Origin of the sequence: Mesorhizobium captivum (assembly GCF_033977165.1) — a bacterium.
In the GTDB taxonomy this organism is placed as follows: Bacteria; Pseudomonadota; Alphaproteobacteria; order Rhizobiales; family Rhizobiaceae; genus Mesorhizobium; species Mesorhizobium captivum.
The window spans coordinates 23,563-42,769 of the sequence record NZ_JAVIJB010000021.1 but is presented as its reverse complement, the minus strand read 5'-3'; the positions used below and the strand labels follow the sequence as shown (position 1 = coordinate 42,769).

Annotated in this window: 19 protein-coding genes and 1 riboswitch; of the genes, 3 read left to right on the top strand and 16 right to left on the bottom strand. The window is 63.3% G+C overall.

The features are described from left to right. The first annotated feature begins 8 nt into the window (after positions 1-8). Positions 9-974 (top strand): alpha/beta hydrolase, encoded by a 966-nt coding sequence (locus RFM40_RS18625; protein WP_320277981.1) that lies wholly within the window; start codon positions 9-11, stop codon positions 972-974. A 1-nt stretch (position 975) separates the two neighbouring features. Here RFM40_RS18625 and RFM40_RS18620 read toward each other — a convergent pair whose 3' ends face one another. Next, positions 976-1,875: a LysR substrate-binding domain-containing protein gene (locus tag RFM40_RS18620; RefSeq protein WP_320226850.1), complete on the bottom strand. Its 900-nt coding sequence runs from the start codon at positions 1,873-1,875 to the stop codon at positions 976-978. Between the two features lie 219 nt (positions 1,876-2,094). Here RFM40_RS18620 and RFM40_RS18615 point away from each other — a divergent pair, with 219 nt between their 5' ends. Then, entirely contained in the window at positions 2,095-2,280 is a 186-nt protein-coding gene (locus RFM40_RS18615; RefSeq protein ID WP_320277980.1) for a hypothetical protein, read from the top strand. Between the two features lie 255 nt (positions 2,281-2,535). On the opposite strand, the gene RFM40_RS18610 is transcribed toward RFM40_RS18615, so the two are convergent. Continuing rightward, a complete protein-coding gene (locus RFM40_RS18610; RefSeq protein WP_320226986.1) occupies positions 2,536-2,856 on the bottom strand; it encodes a hypothetical protein in 321 nt (106 codons plus the stop codon). A gap of 222 nt (positions 2,857-3,078) precedes the next feature. On the opposite strand from RFM40_RS18610, the gene RFM40_RS18605 reads away from it, so the two are divergent. Continuing rightward, the gene (locus RFM40_RS18605; RefSeq protein ID WP_430691705.1) at positions 3,079-4,017 is read left to right on the top strand and encodes a GlxA family transcriptional regulator; all 939 of its coding nucleotides are present in this window, start codon (positions 3,079-3,081) and stop codon (positions 4,015-4,017) included. A gap of 18 nt (positions 4,018-4,035) precedes the next feature. Here RFM40_RS18605 and RFM40_RS18600 read toward each other — a convergent pair whose 3' ends face one another. The 14 genes from RFM40_RS18600 to RFM40_RS18535 form a co-directional block, all read right to left on the bottom strand. Continuing rightward, complete coding sequence (locus tag RFM40_RS18600) at positions 4,036-4,824, bottom strand: ABC transporter ATP-binding protein (protein ID WP_320277979.1); 789 nt, start codon at positions 4,822-4,824, stop codon at positions 4,036-4,038. After that, positions 4,821-5,597 carry an ABC transporter permease gene (locus RFM40_RS18595; protein WP_430691702.1) on the bottom strand — a complete coding sequence of 259 codons (777 nt, stop codon included), beginning with the start codon at positions 5,595-5,597 and terminating at the stop codon, positions 4,821-4,823. The genes RFM40_RS18600 and RFM40_RS18595 overlap by 4 nt, the downstream gene beginning before the upstream one ends. Before the next feature lie 67 nt (positions 5,598-5,664). Next, on the bottom strand, positions 5,665-6,615 hold the full coding sequence (locus RFM40_RS18590; protein ID WP_320226846.1) for an ABC transporter substrate-binding protein: 951 nt from the start codon (positions 6,613-6,615) through the stop codon (positions 5,665-5,667). Between the two features lie 159 nt (positions 6,616-6,774). After that, positions 6,775-7,116: a beta/gamma crystallin-related protein gene (locus RFM40_RS18585; RefSeq protein WP_320226845.1), complete on the bottom strand. Its 342-nt coding sequence runs from the start codon at positions 7,114-7,116 to the stop codon at positions 6,775-6,777. A 130-nt stretch (positions 7,117-7,246) separates the two neighbouring features. Further along, on the bottom strand, positions 7,247-8,095 hold the full coding sequence (locus RFM40_RS18580; protein ID WP_320226844.1) for a DUF1194 domain-containing protein: 849 nt from the start codon (positions 8,093-8,095) through the stop codon (positions 7,247-7,249). 89 nt (positions 8,096-8,184) lie between these two features. Further along, positions 8,185-10,746, bottom strand: coding sequence for a GcvT family protein (locus RFM40_RS18575; protein WP_320277978.1), 2,562 nt, complete (start codon positions 10,744-10,746; stop codon positions 8,185-8,187). A 260-nt stretch (positions 10,747-11,006) separates the two neighbouring features. Continuing rightward, on the bottom strand, positions 11,007-11,765 hold the full coding sequence (locus RFM40_RS18570; RefSeq protein ID WP_320277977.1) for a hydroxymethylpyrimidine/phosphomethylpyrimidine kinase: 759 nt from the start codon (positions 11,763-11,765) through the stop codon (positions 11,007-11,009). Further along, positions 11,756-12,361 carry a thiamine phosphate synthase gene (locus RFM40_RS18565; protein ID WP_320272051.1) on the bottom strand — a complete coding sequence of 202 codons (606 nt, stop codon included), beginning with the start codon at positions 12,359-12,361 and terminating at the stop codon, positions 11,756-11,758. The genes RFM40_RS18570 and RFM40_RS18565 overlap by 10 nt, the downstream gene beginning before the upstream one ends. Beyond that, positions 12,358-13,131: a thiazole synthase gene (locus tag RFM40_RS18560; protein WP_320277976.1), complete on the bottom strand. Its 774-nt coding sequence runs from the start codon at positions 13,129-13,131 to the stop codon at positions 12,358-12,360. The genes RFM40_RS18565 and RFM40_RS18560 overlap by 4 nt, the downstream gene beginning before the upstream one ends. Before the next feature lie 2 nt (positions 13,132-13,133). Continuing rightward, a complete protein-coding gene (gene thiS, locus RFM40_RS18555; RefSeq protein ID WP_320222905.1) occupies positions 13,134-13,331 on the bottom strand; it encodes a sulfur carrier protein ThiS in 198 nt (65 codons plus the stop codon). Continuing rightward, positions 13,328-14,302, bottom strand: coding sequence for a glycine oxidase ThiO (gene thiO, locus RFM40_RS18550; protein WP_320226839.1), 975 nt, complete (start codon positions 14,300-14,302; stop codon positions 13,328-13,330). Before thiO ends, thiS begins: the two co-directional genes overlap by 4 nt. Further along, complete coding sequence (gene thiC / locus RFM40_RS18545) at positions 14,302-16,122, bottom strand: phosphomethylpyrimidine synthase ThiC (RefSeq protein ID WP_320277975.1); 1,821 nt, start codon at positions 16,120-16,122, stop codon at positions 14,302-14,304. The genes thiO and thiC overlap by 1 nt, the downstream gene beginning before the upstream one ends. Positions 16,123-16,226: 104 nt before the next feature. Beyond that, a riboswitch (TPP riboswitch) is annotated at positions 16,227-16,343 on the bottom strand. A 140-nt stretch (positions 16,344-16,483) separates the two neighbouring features. After that, entirely contained in the window at positions 16,484-17,716 is a 1,233-nt protein-coding gene (locus RFM40_RS18540; RefSeq protein WP_320277974.1) for a hypothetical protein, read from the bottom strand. A gap of 8 nt (positions 17,717-17,724) precedes the next feature. After that, positions 17,725-19,194 carry an aspartate aminotransferase family protein gene (locus tag RFM40_RS18535; RefSeq protein ID WP_320277973.1) on the bottom strand — a complete coding sequence of 490 codons (1,470 nt, stop codon included), beginning with the start codon at positions 19,192-19,194 and terminating at the stop codon, positions 17,725-17,727. Positions 19,195-19,207 lie beyond the last annotated feature (13 nt).

Genomic DNA, 19,207 nt, shown 5'->3' with positions numbered 1-19,207 from the left:
GTATCCGCATGCCCAGTTTGAAAAGCCACGTCGTCTCGTTCATTCTCAGGCACAGCCGCAAGAAAGCCTTTTCCAGTCCCGAAAATCTGCAGCGCTGGATCGCCTACGCGCGCAAGACCGAGGACTTTCATCCGCCCGCCCTGCTGAAGGCTCGGCTGGGCATCGCCGAGACCAGCATCGATGGCTTTCCCGTCTATGAGATCGCGCCGAAGGCTGGCGAGCGCCGGCGCATCCTCTATATGCATGGCGGCGCCTTCGTCTTTCAGATCACGTCCTATCACTGGGTGCTGATCGCCGAGATGGCGGAGCGGCTGGGCTTCGGCATAACCGTGCCGATCTATCCGATCGCGCCGGAGCACAATTTCCATGACATGTTCGGAATGGTCGGCGACGTCTATCGGCGCATGCTCGAAGAGACCGATGCCGAGGACATCGTCTTCATGGGCGATTCCGCCGGCGGCAACATGGCCGTCGTGCTCACCATGATGGCTGCCGAGAAAGGCCTGCCTTCACCGTCGCGCCATGTGCTGATCTCGCCCGGCCTCGACATGTCGCTTTCCAACCCGGAGGTATTCGAGGCGGAGCGCAACGATCCCTGGCTCGGCATTGCCGGCGGGCTCGAGGCGATCCGGCTCTACAGCGCCGGCATCGATCGCTCCGACTGGCGTATCAGCCCGCTCTATGGGGATCTCGCCGTGCTGCCGAAGACGCTGCTGCTCACCGGCTCGCATGACATGCTGAGCCCCGACAATCTGATCTTCGCCAAAAGGGCGCGCGCCGCCGGCGTCGAGGTCGATGTCGTCTATGAGGAAGGCATGTTCCACGTCTGGCCGCTGATCGACATGCCGGAAGCACGCCGCGCGCGCGACAGCATCGTCGACTTCCTCACACGCGAACCGGCACCAGCGCGCGTCCGCGCGCCGCGCCGGACCGATGCTGCCTACGCCACACGGCCTGCATCGGCGGCCGAATAGATCAGAACTTGCCGGTTTCCCGGAACAGTTCGAAGGTCGCGCGGATGTGGTCGGCGACGGCCTTCACCGGCGCGCTGGCATCGGGCGCCACCACCATGGCGAGGTTGTAGGTGCCGATATCCGGCATGCCGTCTCTCGCACCAAGCGAGACCATCTCGTCGCCGAGGAAGGATTTTGGCAGCGGCGCGACAGCGAGATCGGCCATGATCGCGGCGCGCTGGCCGGCCGTATGCGCGCTCATATAGGCGATGCGATAGTTGCGGCCTTCCCGGCCGAGCGCCTCCAGGGCCCCTGCCCGCCAGGCACAGCCTTCTTCCCATAGCGACACCGGCAGCGGCTCGCGCAGATGCGCGCAGCCGCCCTTGGCGCCGGCCCAGACGATCGGCTCGGTGAGCAGCACCTCGGCGCCGACCGCGCTGGTCTTGTAGGAATTGGTGAGCAGCGTGATGTCGAGCGCGCGGTCGTCCATCCGGCGGCGCAGATTGACGCTCTGGTCGATGGTGACGTCCACGGCGATCGACGGATGCGATTGCGCGAAGCGCTTCAACACGTGAGGCAGCACGCGCTCGCCATAATCGTCCGGGGAACCTAGACGCACCACGCCGACAATGTCGGGAATGATGAACTTCGACACCACCTCGCGGTTGATCGACAAAAGCCGCCGCGCATAGCCGAGCAGCATCTCGCCATCGGTGGTCAGCGTCACCGAGCGCGCGTCGCGCGCGAAAACGGAGCGGCCGAGAATGTCTTCCAGCTTCTTGATCTGCATGGAGACGGCCGACGGCGTGCGGAATACCGCATTGGCGGCGGTGGTGAAGCTGCCGGTCTCGGCAATCGCCACGAAGGTGCGCAGCACATCGAGATCGAGCAGCGGCAGTGGATGGTTGAGTGGGGCGTTCATCGGGGTTTGCCTTCAATTTTTCTGATGCAAACGATCATTCCATTTCGTTTGATTGAACACCACTTCAGGCGCATAGTCAACTCCATCGATGCAGGATGCTGCCAAAACCAGCCATGAAACGACCCGACACAGATCTGCAATCGACATGAAATGTAGCTGAAACAGACCTGACGTAACCCATTGCCGGGCGCCTCCCTGCCCGAATCGAGGAGAAAGAAAATGTTTATCCTGTCGTCTATCGGTCGGCTCGCGACCGAATTCAGTGCGGCTCGCGCCCGCTACCAGACCGAACGCGCAATCCATTCGCTGCCCATCGAACTGCAGAAGGATATCGGCTGGCCGGAAGCCGCCGATGCCAAGGCTGGTTTGCACTACGGCGTAGGAACCTGGGCCGGAGCAAAGTAGATAAAGTGTGTATCAAGTACTAAAGGCCTGCCGAGGTGTCAGACCGGCAGGCCTTTTTGTTTGTATTCAAACAACTTTCCAGCCATGCTGGTAGCGCATGACGCATATGAACCACTCGCATAGCGTAGCGATCTTCCACTTAACGCCTTGTAAAAAATGATAAATTTCGGGCACGCCGCCCAAAAATGCCGCAAAAAATGTCGCTTTTCATAACAAGGGCTTCGTTTTTGCGATTTAGTTTTGGCTGAAGCAAGCCTATATCACTGCCAGCCAAAACGAGCTGCCCCACTCCATTAAGCGAAGGCGACCCGTCTGAGCAACCAAATGGAGATGATGATGAAGCTCTTTGCCCGCCTGTTCACCCGCCGCGAAATGAACCTGACGACCGCTCTCGAGCGTCAGCGTCTTGCCAAGACCATGCCCGGCCAGACCGGCGCCATGGCCGCCGCTCGCCTCGGCTTCGTTGCCTGAGACAGCCGCTTTCTGGCGGTATTTGCTGCCGTCGCGCTGAAGGAATTCAACGCCGCCCGGCCTTGCCGAGGCGGCGTTTTCATTTTCATCGGGCTTTCGTTGCATTGATTGACGCGCCGGCCTCGGACCAATTGCCCATTTGCGACCCGTGTCGCAAATTTAATCTTCACTTAGCCGCCTACCCGATTGACAGGAATGGTTTTTCCTGATGACGCTATGCTGTTCGCGACATTCTGTTCGCGTCATGGCTGCGTGAGGTTTCCCGTGAATGCCGTAAAGCATCCGATCAAGAGATCGTTTGTGTTCTTCCTCGTCCCCGATTTCACCATGATCGCCTTTGCGACGGCGCTCGATCCGCTGCGTTCCGCAAACCGGATGCTCGGCTACGAGGCCTATTGCTGGCGCCTGGCCAGCATCGACGGCAAGCCGGTGCGCGCCTCGAATGGCGTCGAATGCGCTGTCAACACCTCGCTGGAGGAAGAGCGCAGGAAGATGGCCGGGCCGGACAGGCCGAACATGGCGATCGTCTGCAGCGGCATCAATGTCGAGCGCTACCACAACAAGTCGGCCTTCGCCTGGCTGCGTGAGGAGTACAACCGCGGCGTCGCCGTGGGCGGCTTGTGCACCGGCGCCCATATCCTGGCCGCCGCGGGCCTCCTTTCCAACAAGCGCTGCGCCATCCATTGGGAGAACCTGCCGGGCTTTTCGGAGGCCTTCCCGAAGGCCAATGTCTTTGCCGACCTCTTCGAGGTCGACCAGAACGTCTACACCTGCGCCGGCGGCACAGCCGCCCTTGACATGATGCTGAAGCTGATCGGCGACGACTTCGACGAAAGCCTCGTCAACCGCGTCTGCGAGCAGGTGCTGACCGACCGCGTGCGCAGTCCGACCGATCGCCAGCGCCTGCCGTTGCGGGCGCGCCTGGGTGTGCAGAATTCCAAAGTGCTGACCATCATCGAACTGATGGAGGCGAACCTTTCCGAGCCGCTGTCGCTGATCGAGATCGCCGATCATGTCGATCTGTCGCGCCGGCAGATCGAGCGCCTGTTCCGCACCGAAATGGGCCGCTCCCCTGCCCGCTACTATCTCGAGATCCGACTCGACCGCGCCAGACATCTGCTCATCCAGTCGTCGATGCCCGTGGTGGAAGTGGCGGTGGCCTGCGGTTTCGTTTCGGCCTCGCACTTCTCCAAATGCTACCGCGAGCTCTATGCCCGCTCGCCGCAGCAGGAACGCTTCGACCGCAAGCAATTGCTGGCCGCGTAAGCGCGCAGACCCAGCCCTCTAAGCCGATTGCGTTTGCGCCGTCCGCATCGCCTCGATGCGGATATCTTCAGTGAGTTGCGCCTTGAGCGCCGAGAATTCGGGGCTGGTCTTCAGTGTGTAGTGGCGCGGATGCGGCAGGTCGACCGGCACGTCGGATTTGATGCGGCCGGGCCGTGCCGTCATCACGATCGCGCGCGAGGCCATGAAGATCGCCTCTTCGATGTCGTGGGTGACGAACAGCACCGTCTTCTTGCGCCGCTCCCAGATGCCGAGCAGCAATTCCTGCATCAGCCCGCGGGTCTGGTTGTCCAGCGCGCCGAACGGTTCGTCGAGCAAAAGGATCGCTGGGTCGTTGGCTAAAGCGCGCGCAATCGCCGTACGCTGCTGCATGCCGCCCGAAAGCTGTTTCGGCCAATGGTTCTCGAAGCCTTTCAGCCCGACGAGGTCGATATAGGAAGCAACGATCTCGTTGCGCTCACGCTCGGGCATGCCCCGCTCGCGCAAGCCGAAGCCGATGTTTTCGGCGACCGTCAGCCAGGGGAACAGCGTGTAGGACTGGAAGACCATGCCGCGATCCGGCCCCGGCCGGGTGACGGCCTTGCCGTCGAGCAGCACGCGGCCGGTGCTCGGCGCCTCCAACCCGGCGACGATCCTGAGCAAGGTCGATTTTCCGCAGCCGGACGGGCCGAGGATGGTGATGAAATCATTGGCCGCGACCGCGAGGTCGACAGGCTGCAGCGCCTGCACCGGCTGGCCGCCCCCCCCGGCAAAGGTCCGGGAAACGCTCTCGATCAGAAGCCTGCTCACGCCAGGCTCCAAGGATAGAGCCGGCGGTTGAGCGCCTTGAAGGCGAAGTCGGACAAAAGCCCGATCAGGCCGATGACGATGATGCCGAAGATGATCTGCCCGGTCGCCAGCCGCGACTGGCTGTTGATGATCATATAGCCGATGCCGGATGACGAGCCGATCAGCTCGGCGACGATGACATAGGTCCATGCCCAACCCAGCACGAGCCGCAGCGTCTCGGCGATTTCGGGTGCATTGGCCGGCATGATTACGCGCTTGACGATGCCGTTGTCGGTCGCGCCCAGCGTATAGGCCGCCTCGACCAGGTCGCGACGAGTGCTGCCGACCTTGACCGCAATGATCAGGATGATCTGGAAGACCGAGCCGACGAAGATCACCAGGAGCTTTTCCAACTCGCCGATGCCGGCCCACAGGATAAGCAGCGGGATGAAGGCGGATGCCGGCAGGTAGCGTGCGAAGGACACGAACGGCTCCAGGAATGCCTCGATCGGCTTCCAGGCGCCCATGGCTATGCCGATCGGCACGGCGACGATCGAGGCCAGCACGAAGCCGCCGAAGACGCGCCAGATGGTGATCAGGATATCGAGCCAGAAACGGTCCTCGACCAGAAGCCGCCAGCCATCGCGGAGCATCGACAGCGGATCGGCAAGGAAGATTCGGTTCACATGGCCGCCAAGCGTGATCCAGGTCCAGAACGCGACGAAGAGCACGAAGAAGGCGATGCCGAGCACGGTCCGGGTGCCCGGCGGAACGGGATGCAAGGGACGCAGCATCAGGCACTGTCCTTGAGGGGGAAGAACGGCGGCGGCCTGTCGCCGCCGTCGATCGGGGAATGCGCGATCAGTTGGTCACCGCGCTGGTGTCGGCGAGCGTCGTCACGTCAGGCGCTTCCTTGATCAATCCCATCTGCAGCAACAGCTCCGCCGCGGTCTTGGAAAAGTCCTGGAAATCCTTGGTGAAGAACTGCTTGTTCTCCTCGCGGTCGGCCCATTTCAGGTATTTGGCCGAATCCTCGAACTCCTTGGCCGACTGCTTCACGTCGGCGCCCATGATCTCGTAGGATTTCTGCGGCTCCTTCTTGATCATGTCGAGCGCATCGAAATAGCTGTCGGCCAGCGCCTTGGCCGCATCGGGATTGGCCTTGAGGAAGTCCGGCGTGCAGCCGACCGTGTCCATCACCATCGGATAGTCGAGCGTGGTCGCCAGGATATGACCCTGGTCAGACTTGTCGCGCACCGCCGAGATGAAGGGCTCGTAGGTGACGGCGGCATCGTTCTGGCCGGCAAGGAAGGCCTGCGCCGCCGCATCCGGCTCCAGATTGACGACCGTCACGTCCTTGGTCGACATGCCGTTCTTGTTGAGCACCCAAGCTAGCAGGAAATAGGGCGAGGTGCCCGGAGCGGACGACGCCACGTTCTTGCCCTTGAGGTCGGCGACCGCCTTGATGTCGTTGCGCACGACGATGCCGTCGGCGCCGTAGGATTTGTCGAGCTGGAAGATCTGCTTGGTGGTGACGCCGCTGGCGTTCCACACCATCCAGGTCTCGACCGTGGTCGCCGCGCATTGCAGGTCGCCGCTGGCAATCGCCAGCGGCCGGCTTGCCTGCGGAACCTTCTTCAGCGTGACGTTCAACCCATGTTTCTCGAAAATGCCGGCCTGCTTGGCTAAAGTCAGCGGCGCGAAGCCGGTCCAGCCGCTGATGCCGATGGTGAGCGACGTGACGGCCATGGCCGGCGCCGACAATCCGACAACAGCCGTCAGAGCCGCCGCGAAAATGGTGGTCCTGTTCATCATGGTTCCCCTTTTATGTAGCGAGAGGAAATTGTCTCACAGAGCCCAAAAGGCTTGTCAATGAAGCAGGACCGGTCATCGACCATGGTCTAACTGAGTGCGGGGAAGCGTCTTGCGCGCAGGACCGGTTGCTGCCGCGCGCTAGGAACGACGCCGGCTTCAATATCGGTCGCAATAGCACTCGGCCGACGAGATGCGGTCGTTCCAGCCGGAGTCTCCGAAACCGCGGACCCTGCGGTTGAGCTCGATCGAGCGGCCGCGCCTCCCTGCATTCTCATAGGCAACGAGTGTGCAGCCCCGGCGCACGAGCACCGAGGAGACGCGATCGTTCCAAAACCCGCCCCGGAAATTGACGGCGTCGTCGGGGCCCATTTCGAGCGAGCGTCCGCGGAAGTTTGCATTCTCGAACAGCACGCAGGCCGCTTCGCCGTAAAATTGGGCGCTGGCGCTGCCGGCAAATATTGTCGACGCAAGTGCCGTCAGGATGGCCAAACGTTTCATGTGATGTTTCCTCATTTGATCGCGTTGCGCGATGGCGCCGGCCCCTTCACATTTTGCCATTGTGCCGCGCGAGGAAGCAAGTCCACGCCGCCGCTCTGGTCGCCCCCCTCTGGTCGGCCATTGCCGGCGGTCAGCGGCTGTCCAGCATCCAGCCGCGATTGCGCCACATCTTTTCGCCGGCCAGGCAATCGGCGGCCGGCCTGTCGTCGGCGAGCACGACCGGCGGGTGAGCCGCCTCTTCCGCCGCCCATTGTGGCGAGGCCGGACCGGCGAGCTCGAGCACCAGCTTGCGGCGGATCGCTTCCGGGAATTGCGTCCAGTCATTGACCGGGATCATGAAGGCGCCGGGGCCGCCGATGACGCAGTCGCTGTAGTAGCGGTCGAGATTGTCGACGTCGAAGGCGCCGCTGAAACCGCCCCTTGTCATCAGCGGCAGTCCGTTGATGGTGATGCCCTGCTTCACGACCTCGTCGCGCGTAATATCGACCGGCGCGCCCTGGTTGTTGGGTCCGTCGCCCGAAACGTCGATGACGCGTTTGGTGCCCTGAAAGCCGCTTTCGGCAAAAAGGTCGCTGCCGAATGTCAGCGCGCCGGAGATTGAGGTACGTCGCGCGCTGTCCGGCGGACGCGCATTGAGCTGCGCGACGACCCGTTCGGCATCGGCGCGATTGGTGATCACCGTCCACGGCACGACGACCCGCTGCCATCTGGTGCCGGCCCACTCGACATAGGTGACCGCGATCTTGCCATAGACGCCGTCGGCGATGGCCTTGAGCACGTTGTCATGCGTCAGTGCCGCCGCATAGCCATGACGCTGGATCTCGAGTTCGGCCGGCGACATGGAGAGCGAGACATCGACCGCCAGCACCAGCTCGACGTCAACGGACTCCACGGCGGTCGATCGCGAGGTCAGGCCGAGGAGCAGCGCCAGCGCGGCGGCGCCGGAAAGCCAACGCCCTGTTCGGCGGGATGCGGACATGACGCAAGGGTAGGCGATAATCGTGCATGAACAAAGTAAAAAGGCCCGGCGTCGACCGGACCTTTTTGCGTATTCAGACGAGAACGCGCTCAGCTGCGCGGCTTGAGGTTCTCCGGGTCGTAGAGCGGCTTGTAGCCGACGCCGGCGACCTCGACCGGATAGGTCTCGCCGAAATATTCCACATTGAGTTTGCGACCCTCCCGGGCGTAGGCCCAGGGCAGATAGGCGAGCGCGATGTTCCTGCCGATCGTCGGACCATAGGCGACCGAGGTGGTGAAGGAGCGGCGGCCAAGCTCATCGACTAGCGTCTCGCCGGTTGCCGGATCGAGCACGGGCATGGTGCCGACCGGATAGCGGGCGACGCCCTTGGCATCGGTGTTCTCGGTCATCACCAGCGTGCAGAGCATCGCCGGCTGGCGCTCGCGGGCGCGGTATTCCAGATGCTTGGCCTTGCCGCAGAAGTCGTTTTCCTTAACCTTCGGACGGGCAAGATCGGCTTCGAGCAGATTGTATTCGGTCAGGAGATCGGCATTCTGCAGCCGCAGGCTCTTTTCCATCCGACGCGTGTTGGCATAGGTCTCTACACCGAAAGGCATGACGCCGGTGGAGCGCAGCGCGTCCCAGACGGCGAGCCCGTCCTCGTAACGCATGTGCAGTTCCCAACCCTGCTCGCCGACATAGGAGATGCGGAAGGCGGTGACGTCCTTGCCGGCGATGCGGATCGGCTTGATTGCGGCGAAGGGGAAATTCTCCGGCGTCAGCCCGTTCGGATCCTCGACCACCTTCTGCAGGGTCGTGCGCGCATTCGGGCCCCAGATGCCTATGGTGACATATTTCTCGGTCACATCGGTAACGGTGACGTCAAAACCTTTGTCCTGCGCGGTGCGCTGCATGTAGCGGAAGTCGCGCGGGCCGGCATCGGCGCCGTCGATCACCCGACACCGGTCGGCCATGCGGATCACCGTGAAATCGGCGCGCACCATGCCTTCCTCGTCGAGGAAGTGGGTGTAGATGCCTTTGCCGATATTGTTGTCGCCGCCGATCTTGGCCGCACACAGCCATTCCAGCAGCGCGACATGGTCGGGCCCTTCGACGTCGTACATGGAGAAATGCGACAGGTTGACGATGCCGCAATCCTCGCTCATCGCCAGGTGCTCGGCATTGGAGACGCGCCAGAAATGGCGGTTGTCCCACTCGTTCTCGCGCACTGGCACGCGGTTGCCGTATTTTTCAAGCAGATGCTCGTTGGCGGCATAGCCGTGGGCGCGCTCCCAGCCGCCCAACTCCATGAAATAGCCGCCGAGCTCCTTTTCCCGCTCCCAGAAAGGCGAGCGGCGGATGTTGCGGCCCTTGGAGAAGGGCTCGCGCGGATGGACCGCCGGATTGTAGACCTTCATCGCCGTCTCGGTGCAGCGATCCCAGATAAACTCTTCCTTCGTCTGGTGCGGGTAGAAGCGCGAATAGTCGATCGCGTGATGGTCGATCGAGGTGCGGCCGTCGGTAATCCAGTCGGCAATGAGCTTGCCCATGCCCGGGCCGTCCTTGACCCAGATGGCCACGGCATACCACAGCCCCCTCACCTTCTGGCTCTCGCCCATCGACGGGCCGCCGTCGGTGGTCACCTGCAGCAAACCGTTGAAGGAATGGCCTTCGTTGTAGCCGAGTTCGCCGAGAATCGGCGTCAGCTCCATGGCGCGCTCGAGCGGCGCCATGATCTGCTCCATGTCGAGATCGCGCTGTGACGGCGACAGCCGCGCCTGGTCCTTCTCGAGCAGGTCGCGCGGGTGGCAGAGACGCGGATTGGTCTCCTCGTAATAGCCCCACTCGATCTGCCCGCCCTCGGCGGTCTTGGGATCGCCGGTGTCGCGCATATAGGCCGAATTGCCCTGATCGCGCAGCAGCGGCCAGCCGATCTCCTTGCCGGTGCCGGCGAACTCGTTGTAGGGGCCGAAGAAGGTCAACGGATGGTCGATCGGCATGACCGGCAGGTCCTCGCCGACCAGTGCTGCAGTCAAGCGGCCCCATATGCCGGTACAGACGACCACATAGTCTGCCTCGATCGTGCCGCGCTCGGTCACCACGCCCTTGATGCGGCCATCCTCGACGATCAGCGACTTGGCCGAGGTATTGGCGAAGGCATTGAGCTTGCCGGAGGCGACACCCTGGTCGACAAGCTTGCCGGCCACCGTCTGCGAGCGCGGGATGACGAGGCCGGCATCCGGGTCCCACAGGCCGCCCTGCACCAGATGCTCCTCGATCAGCGGGAACTTCTTCTTGATCTCGGCCGGCTCGATCAGGCGCGCGCGGGTTCCGAAGGCCTTGGCCGAAGCGATCTTGCGCTTGATCTCGTCCATGCGGCCATCGTCGCCGACGCGCGCGACTTCGAGGCCGCCGATACGCGCGTAGTGGCCCATCTTCTCGTAGAAATCGATGGAGTAGAGCGTCGTCCAGCAGGATAGAAAATCGTGGCTGGTCGTGTAGCAGAAGTCCGAAGCGTGCGCGGTCGAGCCGATATCGGTCGGGATGCCCGACTTGTCGATGCCGACGATATCGTTCCAGCCGCGCTCGATCAGGTGATGGGCGACCGACGCGCCGACAATACCGCCCAGCCCGACGATGACGACCTTCGCCTTTTTCGGAAACTCTGCCATGGCCCGCGACTCCAAAGTGAAAAAGCGGGCGGACTATAGGGCCGAGCGGTGGGGGGATTGAAGCCTGTTTGCGACATTGCGAAAGAGCCGAGCGACCCTGACGAACGAACGCGCTTCCCCAGGTGCCACCAATTGGAAGTTTCTTTGCGCCGGAACTAAAGCGCGTCGCGCAGAAACGAATTCAGGCGACGCGCTTTTAAGTCTTTGTTGTGATGCATGTCGTTCTCCCAAAACTGCTGCGCTCTTTTGGGCGACATGCATTAGGCGGAAGCCTCCATGAGCTTCTCGAAGACACGCTGCTTGGCTCCGCGCACGCTGTCCTCAAGCAACTTCGCCTTAGCCAGATGCGCGGCGATCGCGCTGGCCAGCATGCAGCCGGTTCCGCGCATCGATCCGGCAAGCCGGGGCATTTCGAAGCGGACAGGTTCCCGGTCGGGGCTCAACAGAATATCCGTTGATATAGGCCCTCCCGCGTGACCGCCCTTGATGAGCAGCGCCCGCGGCCCGGCCGCAAGCAATCGCCTTCCCTGCCGCAGCACGTCTTCGTCGCTCACGGCCAATTCCGAACCTGTCAGCACCGCCAGTTCCACAAGATTCGGCGTAACCAGACGGCAAAGCGGCATGAGGTCACGCTTCATGACGTCGATGGCATTCGGTTCCACCAGCGGCCTGCCTGACGAGGAGGCCAGTACTGGATCCAGCACTGCCGGTATCCGCGCATTTTCGCTCAGCACCGCAGCAACGGCCAGGATGACCCGCCCGGCTGGCATCATACCGATTTTGATGGCCGAGACCTCGTTGGTCCGCAACGCTGCGCGCATCTGGTCGGCGACCAGGCCGGGCTGCAGATGATGAATTGCCGTCACAGCTTGGTGCGTCTGCACCGTCACCGCGGTAACGGCGAGACAGGTCCGCAGGCCGATCGAGGAGATCGTCTCGATATCGCGTGCAATCCCGGCGCCCCCGCTGGAATCCGATCCGCCGACGACAAGCACATGCGGGTCCCGGTTCAGCGCCATTGATACGTCTTTTCGATCCATTCTCGGGTGCGCGCCTCAGGATCGGAATTCAACGTTATGTCGGTGACCACCGCTGCGCTGTCGGCGCCGGCTGCGAAAACGCCGTCGAGCCGCTCGGGATTGAGACCGCCGATGGCGACCAGTGGGAGAGGCGCGACCCGTTCCTTCCACGCACGGATCCGTTCCAGCCCCTGCGGCGGCCATTTCATCTTCTTCAGGATAGTGGGATAGACAGGGCCGAGCGCGACGTAGTGAGGCTCCGCCGCAACGGCCGTTTCCAGCTCGGCATCATCATGCGTGCTCAGTCCGAGCCTGACGCCGGCTGCCCGTATCTCCGGGAGGCTGGCGGTTTTCAGATCCTCCTGGCCGAGGTGGATGAAGTCGCAGCCCTCCTCGATCGCCAGACGCCAATGATCATTGATGATGAGCTGGCAATGGTGTCGGGCGCACAAGGCTTTCGCCTTGCGGATTTCCACGCGCAGGCCGTCCTCGTTCATGTCTTTGACGCGGAGCTGCACCAGCCTCACGCCAAGCGGCACCAGCCGCTCGATCCAGGCGGCGCTGTCGACGATCAGATAGAACGGATCGATCTTCATGAAAAAACCGCCCTGCCGAATGTCGGCGTCGACGGCACGGCGACATCGCGCGGCTCGAGCAATCCCGAACCGAACGCCTCGCGGCCGGCATCGACCGCCTTGCTGAACGCGCGCGCCATGCCGACCGGATCGGCCGCCTTGGCGATCGCGGTGTTCAGGAGCACAGCGTCAAAGCCGAGTTCCATGACGGTTGCCGCGTGCGACGGCCGTCCGAGCCCCGCATCCACAATCAGCGGAACGTCGGGGAAATGTCCGCGCATCGAGCGCAGCGCCATGATGTTGATGGGCCCGAGCGCCGAGCCGATCGGCGCGCACCACGGCATCAGAACCTTGCAGCCCGCGCCGAGCAGACGCTCGGCGACGACGAGATCGTCGGTCGTATACGGGAACACCGTAAAACCGTCTTCGCACAGGATGCGAGCGGCTTCGACCAGGCCGAACACGTCCGGCTGGAGCGTGTCATGGTTGCCGATCACTTCGAGCTTGATCCAGGACGTGCCAAAAACCTCGCGCGCCATCTTCGCGGTCGTCACGGCTTCCTTCACGGAATGACAGCCGGCGGTGTTGGGCAGGATTCTCACGCCGAGCGAGTTGACCAGCGACCAGAATTTCTCGCCGCCCCTGCCGCCAGCCATTTCACGGCGCAGCGAGACGGTCACCACCGAGGCGCGCGACGCCTTGACCGCTTCGGCCAGGATGGCCGGCGAAGGATACTGGGCAGTGCCGAGAAGCAGGCGCGAAGGCAGCGCAGTTCCGAAAAGGTCGAACATGGCTAGCCTCCCTGCATTGGCGAAAGGATTTCGATCCGGTCGCCGTCGTTCAATCGGAATTCCGCCCGGTTGGCTTTGTGCACGAGGTCGCTGTTGACGGCCGTCGCCAGCCAATCGCCTTCATAGTCAAGCTCGGCAAGCAGCGCCGCCAGCGTTGCCGCGGCACTGTCCAGCGCTTCTCCGTTGACGATCAGTTTCATGCGCAAGCTCCCACGCGCTTGTCGGGATTGAAGAGGATGTCGGCCGCCTGCCGCGCCATAGCGGGGGCAAGCAGGAAGCCATGGCGATAGAAGCCGTTGATCGCGACGCCGTTTGCGAGCGATTCGATGCGTGGCAAATTGTCGGCAAAGGCTGGACGGACCCCGGCGTTCGCTTCGACGATCGTCGCCTCGCCGAAGGCCGGATGGAGCGCGCAAGCCGCGCCGACCAGTTCCATCATGGAGCGGACGGTGACCGGGCCGGCCTCGTCGCTCTCGATCATCGTCGCGCCGGCCATGAAATGGTGATCGGCGCGCGGCACGATGTAGAGCGGAAAGCGCGGATGCAGCAGCCGGACGGGGCGAGACAGCGAGATATCCGGCGTACGCAATATCAGCATTTCGCCGCGAACGCCGCGCAGCGCCGCGTCGTCCGCCGCGATCCCCCGGCAGTCGACCTCGCATTCGAAGCCTGGAAGACCTTGCCCGTCTGTTGCGAAGCGGAAGTCGACGCCCATGGCGACGAGCTTGTCATGAAGAGCCGCCATCGCCTGGCGCGGGTCGAGATGGGCTTCGCCGGGGAAGAACAGCGCGCGCTTGAAACGGCCGGCAAGGTCCGGCTCCAGTTCGGCGATGTCCTCCTCGCCGAGCCAGCGATGGCCCGAGGTGCGGCCTGCGAAGCGGTCGAGCTCACCCGCATCGCGCGGCGCAGCCACGACGAGCGTTCCCGCCCGCGTCGCCTGGCCGGGCAAAACAGCGTCCCACCAGTCTGCGGCGCCGCGTCCGAGATCCAGCACCGGCTGCTCCGCGCTCTCGCGCTCGCACCATGGCGCCAGCATGCCGCCTGCGGCCCATGACGCATTGCCGCCCAGCTGAGGCCGGAGTTCGGCGACAGTGACCGACGCGCCGCGGTCGGCAAGCTCGAACGCCGCGGTGAGGCCGGCTACGCCGGCCCCTTTGACCAGCACTCTCATCACGACTCGGCCGTGCTGGACGCGGCTTCGCCAACAGGCATGTAGAGGTCGCCGCCCGAACGATATTTCTCCGCCATCGCCGCCATGCCTTCCTTCTGCGCCTCGGCCCGGATGTCATGGGAGATGCGCATGGAGCAGAATTTCGGTCCGCACATGGAGCAGAAATGCGCCACCTTGTGCGCTTCCTTGGGCAAGGTCTCGTCGTGGAACTCGCGCGCCGTTTCGGGATCGAGCGACAGGTTGAACTGATCTTCCCAGCGGAACTCGAACCGCGCCCGCGACAGCGCGTCGTCGCGGATCTTCGCCGCCGGATGCCCCTTGGCGAGATCGGCTGCATGCGCGGCGATCTTGTAGGTGATCACCCCGGTCTTGACGTCATTGCGATCCGGCAGGCCGAGATGTTCCTTCGGCGTCACATAGCAAAGCATGGCCGTGCCGAACCAGCCGATCATGGCGGCACCGATGCCGGAGGTGATGTGGTCGTAGCCCGGTGCGATGTCCGTGGTCAGCGGCCCGAGCGTGTAGAACGGCGCCTCGCCGCAGACGGCGAGTTGCTTGTCCATGTTCTGCTTGATCTTGTGCATGGGAACATGGCCGGGCCCTTCGATCATCACCTGGCAGTCTTTCGCCCAGGCGATCTTCGTCAGTTCGCCGAGCGTTTCCAGCTCGGCGAACTGCGCCGCGTCATTGGCATCGGCGATCGAGCCGGGACGAAGGCCGTCGCCGAGCGAGAAGGAGACGTCATAGGCTCTGGCGATGTCGCAGATTTCCTCGAAATGCTCGTAAAGGAAGCTCTCCCGGTGATGGTGCAGGCACCATTTGGCCATGATCGACCCGCCACGCGAGACGATGCCCGTGACCCGGTCAACGGTCAGCGGGATGTAGTGCAGGCGCACCCCGGCGTGGATGGTGAAATAGTCGACGCCCTGTTCGGCCTGCTCGATCAGCGTGTCGCGATAGACCTCCCAGGTCAGGTCCTCGGCAATGCCGCCAACCTTCTCGAGCGCCTGGTAGAGCGGCACGGTGCCGATCGGCACCGGCGCGTTGCGCACGATCCATTCGCGGATGTTGTGGATGTTGCGGCCGGTCGATAGGTCCATCACCGTGTCGGCGCCCCAGCGGATCGCCCAAACCATCTTTTCGACCTCTTCGGCCATCGAGGAGGTGACGGCGGAATTGCCGATATTGGCATTGATCTTCACCAGGAAATTGCGGCCGATGATCATCGGCTCGCTCTCCGGATGGTTGATGTTGGCGGGGATGATCGCGCGGCCGCGCGCCACCTCGTCGCGCACGAATTCGGGCGTGACGAAATCCGGGATCGACGCGCCGAACGCTTCCCCGTCCTGTTGCAGCTTGCCACGCAGCATCTCGCGGCCAAGGTTCTCGCGGATGGTCACGAATTCCATCTCGGGCGTGATGATCCCTGCGCGCGCATAGGCAAGCTGCGTCACCGCCTTGCCGGCTTTCGCCCGCAACGGGCGGTTGCGGATGGGGAATTCCGGCGTCAGCCGTTCGCCGGTCGCAAATCCGTTGTCCTCCGGCCTCACATGGCGGCCGTCATAGGCTTCGACATCGCCGCGCGCCGCGATCCAGTCCCGGCGAAGCCGGACAAGTCCCTTTTCAATGTTCGTTTCGATCGCCGGATCGGTATACGGGCCTGATGGATCGTAGACCGTCACTGGCGGCTCGCCGGCGGTCGGGTGAACGGCGATCTCGCGCATCGGCACCCTGATCTGCGGATGGATAATGCCTGTCTTGTGGATCTTGCGTGACGCCGGCAGCGGTCCGGTCGAAACGGTGGGGGTCAAGGCATTCATTTGAGGCTCCTTTGCTCAACTGCATTGGAGACCCAGTTCTGTGCCGGAAGGATGTAGGACGCTTTGGTCTGCCTGCTCGACACAGGTCTTCGGGCATGGAGTCCCGCAAAGCGCTTGCACCGTCCCTACGCCAGTATGAACTGGATCAGGTTCAACGGGTCACTGCGCCGCGAAAGCCAGCAGTATCTCAGCCCCTTGCCGGGACTCCCCTGGTGAATGCTTCAAGTTGAACGGGCCCGCGCCGTCTTGTCAAGCGCGTTCGGCCGGCAATTGCGGCTCAACACCGTCGTGGATGGAAGGTGGCGATCGAGCGGCCCCGCAAAGCCAGGCGAAAGAAACACGCGCTAGGCTGGAACCGGATTCATGACTCGTCTCCGGGAATGACTTGCAGCGCGCGGCGACCGCCCTTGGCTGCCGATGCCCAAAGCGCCATCAGCGGCGCGGCCAGCAGCAGGAAGGGCGGCAGAAGGTTGGGGAAATAGATGCGGGTATCGTGGATCGGAAAGACCGTGAATTTGGCCAGCACGCCGAGCACCAATGCCGCGAGCAGGATGCCGGCACGGCGGTCGAGCCGCAAGCCAGCGCGGTCGAGCCCATACCAGCCGGCTAAAGCCAGCACCGACACGCCGACCCACGTGTTGACGTTGACGGCGCGCACCACCGAGGCGGCAAAGGCCTTGAGATAGGCCGCCGCCGAGAACGGCGGCTTGAAGCCGTCCATGTTGTAGTGCTGCTCGATGCTGGAGAACCACAGGTGCGGCCACCAGCCGGGATGCTGCGCCCAGTGCGAAATGGCGAAATAGGCGATGAAAGAGGCGGCGAAACCGGCGAGCGCGCCCCATGCCTTCTGCCGGAAGGCGACCAAAAGCACGGCGAAGATGGCGAGGAAAACGATGTTGTCCGGACGCGCCATGAAGGCCAGGAAAAGCAGGATCGCCGTCGCCACCTCGCGTTTGCGCACAAAGGCAAACAGCCCGCCGAGGAACAGTGCCGAGCACAACAGGTCCGGCGTCGAGGCCCGCGCGGCGTCGCCGAGATCGGCCATGATCAGGACGGCGCCGGCGACCGGCGCCAGTGCCAGCGCGCCCTCCGCGCGCAGCCAGAGCAGCGTGATGATGCCGAACAACAGCACCGAAAACACCTGCACCAGCCGCATCGCCTCGACCGGCGATACGACATGGCTGAGGCTCGACAGGATTTCGGCATAGAGGAACTTAATCCGGTACATGCCGAGCAGCGAATGGAAGTCGGCGGCATTCTCCGTCATGTGGCTGCGGAAGCCGCCGCCATCATCGGTCAGCGTCTTGTAATCGCCCGCCGATACGCCTTCCTTGACCGTGCTGTAGGCATAATCATGTAGCGCCTGCGGGTCGGGATAGGTGCCTTCTTCGGCGATCGCCAGATAAGGCAGCATGTCCCAGTTGGCGTCCGGCATGAACCAGGCCGTCACAGCAGTGAGCAGGATGTAGAGCGAGAAAGCGGCCGCACCGATCGGCGCGGCCCATCTCGCGTAAACCCCCTCGCCCCAGGCAAGACCGGCTTCAGTCAGCCGGTCGAGCGGATTGGCGGGAGCGGCTGGCGGCCTGGTCAGCATCGTCTGTCTCAGCGGACCTGGCTTTTCACGAAATCCTTCACGATGGCCACGATGCCGCGCGAGAGCAGGCTGTCGAAGGCATCGACGAAGCGGTCGACATGCTCGCGCTGGCAGATCAGCGGCGGCTCGAGCCGGATGACGTTGCGGTTGTATTCGGTGAAAGCGACGAGCACGTCGTAGTCGCGCAACAAGAGCGCGCCGACGAAGCCCGACAGCGAGCCCTTCAGTTTGTCGTCGAGCACGCTGACCACTGGACGCAGCACCATCGGCAGGGTCTGCGAGAAATCGTGGAACTCGAGCCCGATCATAAAGCCCTTGCCCCGCACGTCCTTGATGATCTTCGGATGCTTTTCCTTCAGCATCCGCAGCCGCTGCAAAAGGTACTCGCCGGTCGAGGCGGCGTTGTCGATCAAGCCCTCATCATAGAGCGCGTTCAGCGCCTCGATCGCGGTGACACAGGCCTCGCCCATGCCGCCGAAGGTCGCCATGGCATGGATCATCGCCGTCTTCGGCGTGCCGTAGGCCTTCATATAGACCTCGCGCCTGGCGATCATGGCGCCGACCGCGGCCTTGCCGCCGCCGAGCGATTTGGCCAGCGCCGTCACGTCCGGCACGACGCCATAATGCTCGAAGGCGTAGAAACGACCGGAGCGGCCATAGCCACACTGAACCTCGTCTGCGACCCACAGCACGCCATACTGGTCGCAAAGCGCGCGCAGTTTCCGCCAATATTCGGCCGGCGCCTGGATGATACCGCCGCCGCCCTGGATGGTTTCGAGCACGATGACGCCGATAGCGGAATCGCTCTTGAACAGGCGTTCGACGGCGTCGATGTCGGCGAAGGGGATGCGCACGACATTGTCCGCCACCCTGAACTCGGCGCGATAGAGCTGGCCGTCGGTGATCGCCAGCACGCCCTTGGTCTTGCCGTGGAAGGAATTCTCGGCATAGACAACCTTGGGCCGCTTCGGGCCTGCGGCGCGCTCGGCGAGCTTCACCGCCGCTTCCATGGCTTCCGAGCCGGATGAGCCGAGGAACACCATGTCGAGGTCGCCGGGCGAACATTTGGCGATGTTGTGCGCCAGTGCCGCCGCATATTGCGACATGAAGGCGATGGCGATCTCCTGGCGCTTCTCCTCCTGGAATTTCTTGCGCGCCTCCAGGATGCGTGGGTGGTTGTGACCGAAGGCCAACGAGCCGAAGCCGCCGAAAAAGTCGAGGATCTCGCGGCCGTTCTGGTCGATGTAGAACATGCCCTCGGCACGCTCGATCTTGACCTTGTGGAAGCCGAGCAGCTTCATGAAATGTAGCTGGCCCGGGTTGAGGTGCGCCTTGAACAGGTCGGTGATGCGGGCGACATCCATCACCTTGGCCTGTTCGACGCTGATCAGGTCGGGCTTGGCGATGGTGGCGGGCAACAGCGCCGGCGCATCGACCAGCGCGCGCACGCCCGGTTCGGGTTTGGCAAGGACCGTCATCTCGAAAAATCTC

Excerpts from the sequence above, each read along its gene's own strand:
- RFM40_RS18625 (WP_320277981.1), top strand. The coding sequence starts at position 9 with ATGCCCAGTTTGAAAAGCCACGTCGTCTCGTTCATTCTCAGGCACAGC.
- RFM40_RS18620 (WP_320226850.1), bottom strand. The coding sequence starts at position 1,875 with ATGAACGCCCCACTCAACCATCCACTGCCGCTGCTCGATCTCGATGTG.
- RFM40_RS18615 (WP_320277980.1), top strand. The coding sequence starts at position 2,095 with ATGTTTATCCTGTCGTCTATCGGTCGGCTCGCGACCGAATTCAGTGCG.
- RFM40_RS18610 (WP_320226986.1), bottom strand. The coding sequence starts at position 2,856 with ATGCAACGAAAGCCCGATGAAAATGAAAACGCCGCCTCGGCAAGGCCG.
- RFM40_RS18605 (WP_430691705.1), top strand. The coding sequence starts at position 3,079 with ATGATCGCCTTTGCGACGGCGCTCGATCCGCTGCGTTCCGCAAACCGG.
- RFM40_RS18595 (WP_430691702.1), bottom strand. The coding sequence starts at position 5,597 with ATGCTGCGTCCCTTGCATCCCGTTCCGCCGGGCACCCGGACCGTGCTC.
- RFM40_RS18590 (WP_320226846.1), bottom strand. The coding sequence starts at position 6,615 with ATGAACAGGACCACCATTTTCGCGGCGGCTCTGACGGCTGTTGTCGGA.
- RFM40_RS18585 (WP_320226845.1), bottom strand. The coding sequence starts at position 7,116 with ATGAAACGTTTGGCCATCCTGACGGCACTTGCGTCGACAATATTTGCC.
- RFM40_RS18580 (WP_320226844.1), bottom strand. The coding sequence starts at position 8,095 with ATGTCCGCATCCCGCCGAACAGGGCGTTGGCTTTCCGGCGCCGCCGCG.
- RFM40_RS18575 (WP_320277978.1), bottom strand. The coding sequence starts at position 10,746 with ATGGCAGAGTTTCCGAAAAAGGCGAAGGTCGTCATCGTCGGGCTGGGC.
- RFM40_RS18570 (WP_320277977.1), bottom strand. The coding sequence starts at position 11,765 with ATGGCGCTGAACCGGGACCCGCATGTGCTTGTCGTCGGCGGATCGGAT.
- RFM40_RS18565 (WP_320272051.1), bottom strand. The coding sequence starts at position 12,361 with ATGAAGATCGATCCGTTCTATCTGATCGTCGACAGCGCCGCCTGGATC.
- RFM40_RS18560 (WP_320277976.1), bottom strand. The coding sequence starts at position 13,131 with ATGTTCGACCTTTTCGGAACTGCGCTGCCTTCGCGCCTGCTTCTCGGC.
- thiS (WP_320222905.1), bottom strand. The coding sequence starts at position 13,331 with ATGAAACTGATCGTCAACGGAGAAGCGCTGGACAGTGCCGCGGCAACG.
- thiO (WP_320226839.1), bottom strand. The coding sequence starts at position 14,302 with ATGAGAGTGCTGGTCAAAGGGGCCGGCGTAGCCGGCCTCACCGCGGCG.
- thiC (WP_320277975.1), bottom strand. The coding sequence starts at position 16,122 with ATGAATGCCTTGACCCCCACCGTTTCGACCGGACCGCTGCCGGCGTCA.
- RFM40_RS18540 (WP_320277974.1), bottom strand. The coding sequence starts at position 17,716 with ATGCTGACCAGGCCGCCAGCCGCTCCCGCCAATCCGCTCGACCGGCTG.
- RFM40_RS18535 (WP_320277973.1), bottom strand. The coding sequence starts at position 19,194 with ATGACGGTCCTTGCCAAACCCGAACCGGGCGTGCGCGCGCTGGTCGAT.